We start from the raw sequence: 11,431 nt of genomic DNA on the forward strand, positions 1-11,431 counted from the left end.
ATGACAGCTCGACGTCTGCGCTGGGTCGCGTGGCCGGTGGCCGCGGTGCTCGCGGCGGCCGTACCGGCGGCCGCGGCGGCGACCCCGCCCGAAGCGACCGTGACGGTCAACGCGCGAGCGGGGCTGGCCACCGTGCCGGACACCGCCCTCGGCGTCAACCACGCGGTGTGGGACAGCCAGCTCGGCACCGATGCCGTGGCCGACCTGTACGGTGCCGCCGGGGTCCGCACGATGCGCTACCCCGGCGGCTCCTACGGCGACATCTACCACTGGAAGGACAACACCGCGCCCGGTGGCTACGTGGCGCCCGGCACGGACTTCGACACGTTCATGGGCGGCGTCCGGCGGGCCGGCGCGCAGCCGATCGTCATCGCCAACTACGGCACCGGGACACCGCAGGAAGCCGCCGACTGGGTGCGGTACGCGAACGTCACGAAGGGCTACGGCGTCAAGTACTGGGAGATCGGCAACGAGCTGTACGGCAACGGCCACTACGGCGCGAACTGGGAGGCCGACAACCACGCGGACAAGAGCCCGGCCGCGTACGCCGCGGGCGTCGTCGCCTACGCCGACGCGATGAAGGCCGTCGACCCGTCGGTGAAGATCGGCGTGGTGCTCACGACGCCGGCGAACTGGCCGGACGGCATCGTGGCCGCCGGCGACACCGGCACGTGGAACCAGACGGTCCTGTCGATCGCGGGCCCGCACGTCGACTTCGCCGTGCTGCACTGGTACCCGAGCGCGGCGACGGCGGCGGACGCGCTCACGAAGACCGAGCAGGTGGACGACATGATCTACCTTGCCCGCGACCAGATCACGCGGTACGCGGGCCGGCCGCTCGGCATCGCACTGACCGAGACGAACACGCCGGTCGGCATGGACACCCAGCCCGGCGCGCTGTTCGCGGCGGAGGCGTACGCGTCCCTGCTGGAGAACGGCGTCTTCACGGTCGACTGGTGGGACACGCACAACGGCGGGACCGCACTGTCCACAGTGGCCGGATACCCGGACTACGGCGACTCCGGCCTGCTGTCCAGCGCGACCTGTCTCGACGGCGGGTGCGAGCCCGCGCTCAACACGCCGTTCGCGCCTTACTACGGGCTGAAGATGCTGAGCACGTTCGCGCGGCCGGGCGACCAGTTCGTCCGGGCCGGTGCGGACGATCCGCTGCTGGACGTGCACGCGGTCCGCCGTCCGGACGGCGATCTCGCGGTGCTGCTGGTCAACAAGGACCCCGTGCGGGCCCGGCTGGTGAACCTGGACTACCCGGCGTCGGCCGTTTCCGACGTCTTCACGTTCACGAACGGCGCGACGTCGATCACCCACGCGTCTTCGTGGGACCGGACGGTGCCGCCGTACTCACTGACGACGGTGGTGCTGCATCCTGCCGTCGCTTCGGTTGCTTTGAGCGCACCCGGACAGCCGACCGCGACGACGACCGACACGACGGCGACGATCAGCTGGCCCCCGTCGGCGCCCGGCGTGAAGTACGAGGTGTACCGGCAGGCGGGCGTGGTCAGCGAAGAGTGGGGCGAGACGGCGGGAACGTCGCTGACCGTCGGGAACCTGGTCCCGGGAACGCGGTACACGGTGAACGTGCTGGCGCGGGACGCGACGGGGAACCTGTCCTGGGCCTCGCCGCCGCTGACCCTCACCACGGGCGCGCCTTCGTCCAGCAGCTGCACGGTCCGGATGACGGACGTCAACGACTGGGCGAGCGGGTTCGTCGGCGGCATCCACGTGGTGTCCCCCGTGGCCGGCGACTGGACGTTGACGTTCACGTGGCCGACCGCGCGCCAGCACGTCACGAGCGGCTGGAACGGGACGTGGACGCAGGAGGGAACGGCGGTGAAGGTGACGTCGTCGGCGCCGCTGGCGTCCGGAGCGGATGTCGGGTTCGTGGCGGACTACGGCGGCCCGAACATCCTGCCGACGGCGTTCCGGCTGAACGGGACTCTCTGCTCGGTGGGCTGACGGCTCGGTGGAGTGACGGCGAGCGGGTGGCGGGCGAACCCCGCCACCCGTCAGCCCGAGTGAGCCAGATGAGCCAACCCCGCCCGCAGCGCCCGCCGCTCCTCGGGGCGCAACCCCGTCAGCAGCCGCTCCTCCACCGCCCGGATCGCGTCGCGCACCGCGGCGTGGCGCTGGGCGCCGAGGTCCGTCAGCCGCACCACCCGGGCCCGGCGGTCCGAAGGGTCCGGTGAACGGCTCACCAGACCCGCCGCGACCAGGGCGTCCAGCAGCGCGATCAACCGCGTCTTGTCGTAGTGGATCTGCTGGGCCAGCGCCAGCTGGCTCGGCGCCGCGCCCGGGGACAGTGCCGAGAGCACCACGTACTGCCACATCGAGAGCCCGTGCGCCTCCAGCACCGGGCGCTCGGCCTCGGCCAGCGCGCGAGCCGCGCCGGCGCACAACGCTCCGAGATCCTGGTTCACCGGCCAGATCTTACGCGTGGACAAATCATACGCACCTGCGTATCGTTTGCCTCATGACAGCATCCGAGCCAGGGCGGGCCGAGACGCGCACGATCTCCGTTTCCGCGCCGCCCGCAACGGTTTTCGACTACCTCTCCGACGGGCGCCACCTGCCCGAATGGGCACCCGGCTTCGCGCCCGCCATCGAACACGAACACGGCGACGTCTGGCGCATCCCCGGCGAAGGCGAACCGCGGCGGGTCGTCGTGCGCACCGCGAAAGACCACGGCGTCGTCGACTTCGTCAGCGCCGACGCCCCGAACCGCGGCCTCTTCACGCGCGTGGTGCCCAACCTGACCGGCGCCGAGCTGATCTTCAGCCTCTTCTTCCCCGGCGGAGCCGACCCGGCGGCGGTCGACGCGCAGATGGCCGTCGTCGACGAGGAGCTCGAGGCCGTGCGCGAGCACGTCGAGCGGTGAACCGCGACATCCGGTCGGTCGCGGGCGGCCGCGCGCTGGAGCTGGGCTGCGGGCCGGGCCGCAACACACGAAGGCTCGCCGAAGTCGGCTACGAGGTCGACGCAGTAGACCGGTCGTCTACCGCGATCGCGGCACCGGCTTCCACCAGCCGAACGTCTTCGCCATGGACCTGCCGCAGGAAACCGGACACCGGCCTCTTCGGCATGCCGCTCCTACTGGCCGGGCTGTTCCGCAAGGACTGAGAACCCCGGCGGCAGCCGCAGCCCGGTGACCTCGCCGGACGCGTCGACGGTCACGTCGAGGGTGCCGCCCGCCAGTGGCAGCCCGGTCACCCGCAGCGCGCCGACCGGGCTGGGCCGGGGCGGGGTCAAGGTCACCGTCCCGGCCGGGACGTCGACCTCCAGGCCGAGGAACGCCACGAGCAGGCTCACCGCGGCCGCCGCCGACCACGCCTGGGGGCGGCACGACGCCGGGTAGGGGAGGGGTGACGACGTCTCTTCGGCGCTGTGGCCGGAGAACAGCTCCGGCAGCCGGTAATCGAACGCCGGAGCGGCCGACAGCAGCTGGCTCGCCAAGGTGGCGGCAAGGGCACCCTGCCCCGAGCGCTGCAGGCCCCGGATGACGATCGCCGTGTCGTGCGGCCAGACCGAGCCGCAGTGGTAGCTCAACGGCGAGTAGCCGCCCGCGGACGCGCTCATCGTGCGCAGGCCGAACCCCGATGCCAGTGCGGGATCCACCAGGAGCGCCCCGATCGACGCGCTCTCGGCGTCGGACAACAGCCCGGTGCCGAGGAGGTGGCCGATGTTGCTCGTCAGGGCGTCCACCGGCCGCTTGGCGCCGTCCAGGGCCAACGCCGGGTAGTGACCGTCCGAAGTGGACACCCAGAACCGGTCGCGGAAGCGGGCCCGCAAGGCCGACGCCCAGTCCGCCAGCCCGTCGGCGGGCTCCCCCAAAGCCGTCAACAGCGCGGCCGCGCGCACGACCGCTTCGTGCTGGTACGCCTGGACCTCGGCCAGCGCGATCGGCGGGTTCGCCTGCTCGCCGTCGTGGAAGCGGACGGCGTCGCCGGAGTCCTTCCACCCCTGGTTGGCCAGGCCGTGGCCACTTTCGTCGCGGTACTCGGCGAACCCGTCGCCGTCCGAGTCCGCCGCGCCGGTGATCCAGGACAACGCGAACCGCAGCGTCGGCAGCAAGTCGCGGACCTCGTCCTCGGGCAGGCCCCAGCGCCAGGCGTCGTGCAGCAGGCACACCCACAACGCCGTCGCGTCGACCGTCCCGTAGTACTCGGCGGGCAGCGAGGCGCCGTCGATCGTCTCGAAGGTGTCCCGGCGCCGCTCGTGCAGGATCTTGCCCGGCGCCTCGCCGGTCGCCGGGTCGTGCCGGGTGCCCTGGGCGCGGGCGAGTGTCCGGAGCGTGCCGCCCGCGAGATCGACCGACAGCGGCAACGCGAGCCGCGCGGCCCAGAGGCTGTCGCGGCCGAACAGCGTCAGGAACCAGGGCGCGCCCGCGCCGGCGAACGCGTCGGCGGGGTGGTCGGGCTCGGCGAGCAGGAGGCCGTCGAGGTCGTCGAGGGCGCGGTCGAGCAGCGCGGTGAACCGGCGGTCGTCGGCGTGCACCGCCGGCCGCGGCAGTCGAGTGCCGGCCGGGACGAACCGGGCCCGCTCGTCGGAAACCCGCAGTGACCAGCGCACCGTGGCCGGTCCGTCGATCGTCCAGCGCAGCCGGAGCCGGGGCCCGTCGGCGACGACTTCGGCGCCCTCGGCCGTCACCTCGGAGACCGCGTCGTCGGTGGCCCACCGCGAGCCGGCCGGCGTCACCGGTGCGCGGCGGCCGCCGGACTTGATCTCGTCGATCGGCGCGAAGTCGGCCGCCAGCACCACTTCCACGACGCAGCGTCGGCGCACCCCGTCCGTCGAGACGAGCGAAAGCTCCTCGGTCATCCCGGCCGCCGTGACGCGGCGGTCGCGCCGCAGCCACACCGTCGGATCGGGGCCGGGGCTGCCGAGCGGGCGCAGCAGCCCGGTGAACCGCGCGCGGTCGGCGCCCGGCTCGTCGCCGCCGATGGGCTCCGGCTCGTGGCCGTCGACCGTCACGACGGCTTCGCTGAGCAGGCGCAGGTCCCCGTGCAGGAGACCCTGCGTCCCGCCGCCGCGGATCTGCCCGTCGCGGCCGGAGAGGACGACGGTCGGCGCGTGCAGGGCGATCGCGAGGTCGTGGAGCAGGGGCTGGAGGTCGGCCATGCCTACGATTGGATCGATCAAACGAAAGAATGTCAACTGACTTCGAAGTCTTGACAGCTCAGCGTCGCGGGTTCAGAGTGACCGGCAGTTGAACGTTCAAACCAGTGCTTACTCGGGCGGAGGCGTGCATGGGACGGCCCACGCTGAACTCGGTGGCCGAAGCGGCCGCGGTGTCGCGGCAGACCGTGTCCAACGTGATCAACTCGCCCGAGGTGGTCAGCCCCGAGACGCGCGAACGCGTCCTGGCCGCGATCGAGCGGCTGGGCTACCGGCCGAACACCGCGGCGCGGCAGATGCGCACCACGCGGTCGCAGATCATCGGGCTGTGCATCCCGCCGTCGGGCAACGGCGTCAGCGGCGTCGTGCTCGACCAGTTCCTGCACTCGCTCACCGCGACCGCCGAGCGCTACGACCACCGGATCATGCTGTTCACCGCGGCCGACGACGAGGCCGAGACCCGCGCGTACGCGGATTTGATCGCCTCGGTCGGCATCGACGGCTTCGTGCTGACCAACACCCACCACGACGACCTGCGCACCCGCTGGCTGCTGGAGCGCGAGCTGCCGTTCGTCACGTTCGGGCGCCCGTGGGGTGCCGAGGACACGCACCCGTGGGTCGACGTCGACGGCGCCGCGGGCACCCGGCTGGCCACCGACCACCTGGTGCGGCAGGGCCACCGCCGGATCGCGTTCGTCGGCTGGCCCGAGGGCTCCGGCAGCGGCGACGACCGCCGCGCGGGCTGGGCGGCGGGGCTGGCCGCCGCGGGGTTGGGCGAAGGCCCGCAGGTCGCGGTGTTCGACGGGGTGGAGGGCGGCCGGTCGGCCGCCGCCCGGCTGCTGGACGCCACCGGAAGCGCCGCGAACTCGCCCGGCGGAGGGCTGGCCGGGGGTGGTGAGGCCGGCCGGGTTGCCCACTCACCCGGCGGGGCAGCCGACAGCCGCGAAGGCGCCCATCCCGCAGCCGGCGCGCCCACCGCGTTCGTCTGTGCCAGTGACTCGCTCGCCCTCGGCGTCACCGCCGAACTGCGGGACCGCGGCATCCGCCCGGGCGCCGATGCTTCCGTGATCGGCTTCGACGACACCCCCACCGCGTCCGTGCTCGGGCTGAGCAGCGTCGCGCAGCCCATCGCCGACGTCGCCGCCGAGTGCGTGCGGCAGCTGCGCGCCATCCTGCGCGGCGAAGCCCCTTCCGAGCCCGTGACCACCCTCTTCACCCCGCACCTCGTGCTCCGCACCACCTGAGTCCCCGCGCGATCAAGGAGGATCGATGCTTCCCCGCCGAACTGTGGCCGCCTTCGCGGCGGCCGGCCTGCTGCTCCCGCTTTCCGCCTGCGGCAGTGGTTTCGACGATTCGTCCCAGCCGGCCACCCAGCAGGCCGGGCCCGCCACGCTCAAGGTGATGATCGCCGCGAGCGGCGGCGCCGAGCTGAAGGCCATGCAGGACGCCGCCGCCGCGTGGAGCACGGCCAGCGGCGGCTCCAAAGCCGAGGTCGTGAGTGCCAACGACCTCGCCCAGCAGCTCAGCCAGGGCTTCGCCGCGGGCAGCCCGCCGGACGTCTTCGCCGTCGACGCGACGAAGTTCCAGGGTTACGCCGCCGAAATGCTCCCGTACGGCGACGGGCTGTCCTACAAGGACGACATCTACCCGACCCTGCGCACGACGTTCACCCAAGGCGGCAAGCTCTACTGCGCCCCCAAGGACTTCTCGACGCTCGCGCTCGCGATCAACACCGACGACTGGGCCGCGGCCGGCCTCACCGACGCCGACTTCCCCAAGACGTGGGACCAGCTCAAGGCCGTGGCGCAGAAGCTCACCACCGGCGGCCGCACCGGGCTCGTCTTCAACGACACCCGCGACCGGATCGGCTCCTTCCTGGTGCAGGCCGGCGGCTGGGTGGTCGACGCCGACCAGAAGAAGGCCACCGCGGACACCCCGCAGAACCTCCAGGCCCTGACCTACGTCCACGACCTGCTCGCGTCCGGCGTCGCGAAGTACCCGAAGCAGATCGGGGCCGGCGACTCCGGCGAGGCGTTCGGCCAGCACAAGGCGTCGATGAGCATCGACGGCAACTGGATGGTCGGCGGCATGAAGAAGGACTACCCGAACGTCAAGTACCGCGTCGTCGCGCTGCCCGCCGGGCCGGCCGGGCCCGGGACGCTGTCGTTCACGCAGTGCTGGGGCATCGCCGCCAAGAGCAAGTTCCAGGAGCAGGCCAAACAGCTCGTCGACTCGTTCATGCAGCCGCAGCAGGAGCTCGCGTTCGCCGAGGCGTTCGGCGTGATCCCGTCGCGGCAGTCCGTGCGGGCGCAGTACGAGCAGAAGTTCCCCGCGCAGGCCGCGTTCGTCGCCGGCGCCGACCACGCGCACGGGCCCGTCACGCTGACCAAGATGGACCCCGTGCTGACCGACTTCGACGCCCAGCTGCAGCAGCTGCCGGGCGCCGACCCGAAGCGGATCCTGCAGCAGCTGCAGCAGAACACCGCGGCCGCGCTGGGGCAGTGACGCCGTGAGCACCGTCCTCACCGCTCCGGCCGCCGCGCCCGCGCGCGGTGGCCGGAGCCGTCGCCCCCTCCGGCGCGAGGGCCGGGCCGGCTGGCTGTTCCTCGCCCCGACGCTGATCGTGCTCGGGCTGTTCATGGTGCTGCCGATCCTGATGGCGCTCTGGGTGAGCGTCAGCGACTGGACCGGCAACGGCAGCCCGTTCTCCTCCCGCGTGCACTTCGTCGGCGGGGACAACTACGCCGCGCTGCTCGCCGAACCCGGGCTGACCCGGCAGAACTTCGCCACCAGCGTCCGGAACAACGGCTATTTCGTGCTGTTCGTCGTGCCGCTGCAGACGACGCTGGCGCTGTTCCTCGCGCTGCTGCTGCACCGGAAGAAGCTGAAGGGCCGCCAGTTCTTCCGGACCGCCTTCTACTTCCCGACCGTGACCAGCTCGGTCGCGATCTCGGTGGTGTTCCTGTTCCTGTTTTCCAGCACCGGCACGGTGAACGCCGCGCTGAAGCTGTTCGGAGTGGACGGACCCAGCTGGTTCGCCGACCCGCGCGGCCTCTTCCACCTCGCGCTCGGCGACCCCGCCGATCCGCCGTCCGCCCTGGCCGGCCACGGTTTCCTGGGACTGTCCTGGTGGGACTGGCTGGCCGGCCCGAGCGTGGCGATGTGCTCGATCATCGTGCTCGTCGTCTGGACCTCCACCGGCGGCTTCATGCTGATGTTCTACGCGGCGCTGCAGAACCTGCCGCCGTCCGTCGACGAAGCCGCGCTCATCGACGGCGCGACGACGTGGCAGCGCTTCTGGCGCGTCACGCTGCCGCAGCTGCGCCCGACGCTGTTCCTCGTGCTGACACTCGGCTTGATCGGCACCTGGCAGGTCTTCGACCAGGTGTACGTGCTCAGCCGCGGCAACCCGGCCAACACCACGCTGACCCCGGCGTACCTGTCCTACTCGACGTCGTTCATCGGCCACCAGTGGGGCCAGGGGGCGGCGATCGCGTTCCTCCTCTTCCTCGTGATCGTGGCCTTCACGCTGGTGCAGCGCTGGGCCCTGCGGGAGCGCCGATGAAGAAACGCTGGCTCGGGTACGCGGTCCTGATCCTGGTCGCGGCGCTGTACATCTACCCCTTCCTCATCCAGCTCGCGACGGCGTTCAAGACCGACGCCGACGCCACCGCGCACCCGCTCCTGCCCTGGCCCCGGCAGTGGTCGGTGACTGTCTTCCGGACGCTCGCCGAGCAGGACTTCCCGCGCTGGGCGGCGAACTCGGTGTTCGTCTCGGTGACGATCACCGTCGGCCGGGTCGTGTTCGACTCGCTCGCGGGGTACGCCCTGTCCCGGCTGCGCTTCCGCGGCCGGAACGCGGTCTTTGGGGCCGTCCTGGCGGTCATCGCGGTCCCCAGCGTGGTGCTGCTGATCCCGAAGTTCCTGGTGCTCAACCAGCTCGGCATGTACGACAGCTACTCGGGGATGATCATCCCGCTGCTGGTCGACGGCGCCGGGGTGTTCATCATGAAGCAGTTCTTCGACACCGTCCCGGTGAGCGTCGAGGAGGCCGCGCGCATCGACGGCGCCGGCCCGCTGCGCACGTTCTGGTCGGTGGTGCTGCCGATGTCGAAACCCGCGCTGATCACCGTGACCATCCTGTCGTTCCAGGGCTCCTGGAACGAGCTGCCGCACTTCATCGTGTCCCGCCAGGACCCGGCGCTGAACACGTTGACCTCCGGGGTGGCGACCCTGGTGTCCGGCCAGCTGGGCCAGGGCAACCAGTTCCCGCTGAAGCTCGCCGCGGCCCTGCTGATGACGGTGCCGGTGGCGATCGTGTACTTCGTGTTCTCGCGCCGGTTCACCCAGGGCACCTACGAAGGGGTCGACAAGTAGGTCAGCGGATCAGTTCGTCGGCGACCCACCGCACGACACCGTCCGGGTACGGGTTCCCCAGGCCGAGCACGACGTGCCCGAAGCCCGCACCGACGGCCTCGTCGATCTTCTCGCGCGTGGCGGCGGGCTTGTCGTAGTCCACCGGGAGGAAGATCGAGCGGGTGATCGACGCGGGGTCGCGGCCGATCTCGGCGCAGTAGCGGTCGAGCAGCCTGCTGCGGCCGGCGAGGTCGTCGATGTCGCCGCCGCCGGGGATGTTCCACAGGTCGGCGTGCTCGGCGACCACGCGCAGCGTCGCGCTCGCGCGGCCGCCGATCATGATCGGCGGGTGCGCCTGGACCGGCTTCGGGTTGCCGAACGCGCCCTTGAGCTGGACGTGCTCGCCGTCGAAGTCGAACGGTGCATTCTCTGTCCACAAGCGACGGATGACCGTGCAGGCTTCGGCCAGCGCGGCCACGGCGTCGTCCTGGCTGTGGTAAGGCAGGCCGTGGCCGTCGTACTCGCGCCGGGCCAGGGGATGGCTCGGGCGGGAGCCCGCGCCGATGCCGAAGTCGAGGCGTCCGCCGGACACGATGTCCACGGTGGTCGCGATCTTCGCCAGCACCGCCGGCGGGCGGAAGCGGTTGCTGGTGACCAGGAGGCCGAGGCGCAGCCGCTCGGTCTGCGCGGCCAGCGCCGAAAGCAGCGTCCAGCCTTCGAAGATCGGGCCGTCCGGGTCGCCGCCGATCGGCATGAGGTGGTCGAACAGCCACGCGTGCTCGATCTCGGGGACGGTGTCGGCCTCGCGCCAGACGCGCCGGATGTCGTCGTAGCCGACGTTCATCGGTGCGGTCAGGATGCCGAAACGGGGTGTCATCAACGCCTCCGGAGGGACGGGTCGAGCAGGGCGGGCGGGGTGTCGAACTTTTCGTGGGCGGCCAGGTCGACGCCGGGGGCGACGATCGTGTCGATCTCGTCGAGCACGTCGGCGGGCAGCACGGTGTCGGCGGCCGCCAGTTGCGACTCGAGGTGGCCGAGCGTGCGCGGGCCGATGAGCGCGCTGGTCACGCCCGGGTGCGCGGTGACGAACCCGAGGGCGAGCTGGATCAGCGTGAGCCCGGCCTGCTCGGCGAGCTTGGCGAGCTTCTCGACGGCGTCGAGCCGGGCCTGGTTGGCCGGGTCGGTGAGGTCGAAGCGCTGGGGCACGACCTGCGAGCGGTTGGTGGTGATCTCGCGCCCGGCGCGGACCGCGCCGGAGAGCCAGCCCGAGGCCAGCGGGCTCCAGGCCAGCACGCCGAGCCCGTATTCCTGCGTCACCGGGAGCACGTGGGCCTCGATGCCGCGCTGCAGCATCGAGTAGCTGGGCTGCTCGGTGACGTACCGGCCGAGGTGGTGCTCGCGCGCGGCCCACTGGGCCTGGACGATCCGGTACGCGGGGAACGTCGACGAGCCGAAGTAGCGGATCTTGCCGGCGCGCTGGAGGTCGGTCAGCGCGGAAAGCGCTTCCTCGTCGCTCGTGGCGGGGTCCCAGCGGTGCATCTGGTAGAGGTCGACGTGGTCGACGTCGAGCCGGCGCAGGCTGTCGTCCAGTGCCTTGAAGATCCAGCGGCGCGAGGTGCCGCGGTGGTTGCGCTCCTCGCCCATCGGCATGGCGGCCTTGGTCGCGAGCACGAGGTCGTCGCGGCGGTTCTTGATCGCCTTGCCGACCATCACCTCCGATTCGCCCTGGCCGTACATGTCGGCGGTGTCGACGAGGTTGATCCCGCCTTCGAGGGCGGCGTCGACGATGGCGGTGGCCTCGTCCTGGGTGGTGCGGCCGATGGCGCCGAAGTTCATCGCGCCGAGCGCGAGGCTGCTGACCTGGACGCCGGTGCGGCCCAAGGTGCGGTACTGCATGGGAAGGTCCTCCGTATGACATCATGGGCAAGCGGAACGTTGCTCCGTT

Annotated in this window: 11 protein-coding genes; 7 read left to right on the top strand and 4 right to left on the bottom strand. The window is 71.7% G+C overall.

Going from position 1 to position 11,431, the window contains the following annotated elements; all coding sequences use genetic code 11:
• Window positions 1–1,974: a cellulose binding domain-containing protein gene (locus tag OG738_RS20870; protein WP_329056071.1), complete on the top strand. Its 1,974-nt coding sequence runs from the start codon at window positions 1–3 to the stop codon at window positions 1,972–1,974.
• A 50-nt stretch (window positions 1,975–2,024) separates the two neighbouring features.
• Here OG738_RS20870 and OG738_RS20875 read toward each other — a convergent pair whose 3' ends face one another.
• On the bottom strand, window positions 2,025–2,435 hold the full coding sequence (locus OG738_RS20875; RefSeq protein ID WP_329056072.1) for a MarR family winged helix-turn-helix transcriptional regulator: 411 nt from the start codon (window positions 2,433–2,435) through the stop codon (window positions 2,025–2,027).
• Window positions 2,436–2,488: 53 nt separating this feature from the next.
• Here OG738_RS20875 and OG738_RS20880 point away from each other — a divergent pair, with 53 nt between their 5' ends.
• Window positions 2,489–2,893, top strand: a complete 405-nt coding sequence (locus tag OG738_RS20880; RefSeq protein ID WP_329056073.1) for an SRPBCC family protein — start codon at window positions 2,489–2,491, stop codon at window positions 2,891–2,893.
• Window positions 2,890–3,135, top strand: a complete 246-nt coding sequence (locus OG738_RS20885) for a class I SAM-dependent methyltransferase (protein ID WP_329056074.1) — start codon at window positions 2,890–2,892, stop codon at window positions 3,133–3,135. The genes OG738_RS20880 and OG738_RS20885 overlap by 4 nt, the downstream gene beginning before the upstream one ends.
• On the opposite strand, the gene OG738_RS20890 is transcribed toward OG738_RS20885, so the two are convergent.
• Window positions 3,106–5,133: a glycogen debranching N-terminal domain-containing protein gene (locus tag OG738_RS20890; protein ID WP_329056075.1), complete on the bottom strand. Its 2,028-nt coding sequence runs from the start codon at window positions 5,131–5,133 to the stop codon at window positions 3,106–3,108. The two genes, OG738_RS20885 and OG738_RS20890, sit on opposite strands and share 30 nt — an antisense overlap.
• A 128-nt stretch (window positions 5,134–5,261) precedes the next feature.
• On the opposite strand from OG738_RS20890, the gene OG738_RS20895 reads away from it, so the two are divergent.
• Genes OG738_RS20895 through OG738_RS20910 form a run of 4 tightly spaced genes read left to right on the top strand, consistent with a single transcriptional unit; the run spans window position 5,262 to window position 9,507 of the window.
• On the top strand, window positions 5,262–6,374 hold the full coding sequence (locus OG738_RS20895) for a LacI family DNA-binding transcriptional regulator (RefSeq protein WP_329056076.1): 1,113 nt from the start codon (window positions 5,262–5,264) through the stop codon (window positions 6,372–6,374).
• Window positions 6,375–6,399: 25 nt separating this feature from the next.
• On the top strand, window positions 6,400–7,635 hold the full coding sequence (locus OG738_RS20900) for a sugar ABC transporter substrate-binding protein (protein WP_329056077.1): 1,236 nt from the start codon (window positions 6,400–6,402) through the stop codon (window positions 7,633–7,635).
• A 4-nt stretch (window positions 7,636–7,639) separates the two neighbouring features.
• Entirely contained in the window at window positions 7,640–8,695 is a 1,056-nt protein-coding gene (locus OG738_RS20905) for a carbohydrate ABC transporter permease (RefSeq protein WP_329056078.1), read from the top strand.
• A complete protein-coding gene (locus OG738_RS20910) occupies window positions 8,692–9,507 on the top strand; it encodes a carbohydrate ABC transporter permease (RefSeq protein ID WP_329056079.1) in 816 nt (271 codons plus the stop codon). The genes OG738_RS20905 and OG738_RS20910 overlap by 4 nt, the downstream gene beginning before the upstream one ends.
• Window position 9,508: 1 nt before the next feature.
• Here OG738_RS20910 and OG738_RS20915 read toward each other — a convergent pair whose 3' ends face one another.
• On the bottom strand, window positions 9,509–10,363 hold the full coding sequence (locus OG738_RS20915) for an LLM class flavin-dependent oxidoreductase (protein WP_329056080.1): 855 nt from the start codon (window positions 10,361–10,363) through the stop codon (window positions 9,509–9,511).
• On the bottom strand, window positions 10,363–11,382 hold the full coding sequence (locus tag OG738_RS20920; protein ID WP_329056081.1) for an aldo/keto reductase: 1,020 nt from the start codon (window positions 11,380–11,382) through the stop codon (window positions 10,363–10,365). Before OG738_RS20920 ends, OG738_RS20915 begins: the two co-directional genes overlap by 1 nt.
• Window positions 11,383–11,431 lie beyond the last annotated feature (49 nt).

Origin of the sequence: Amycolatopsis sp. NBC_01488, assembly GCF_036227105.1 — a bacterium.
Lineage (GTDB): Bacteria > Actinomycetota > Actinomycetes > Mycobacteriales > Pseudonocardiaceae > Amycolatopsis.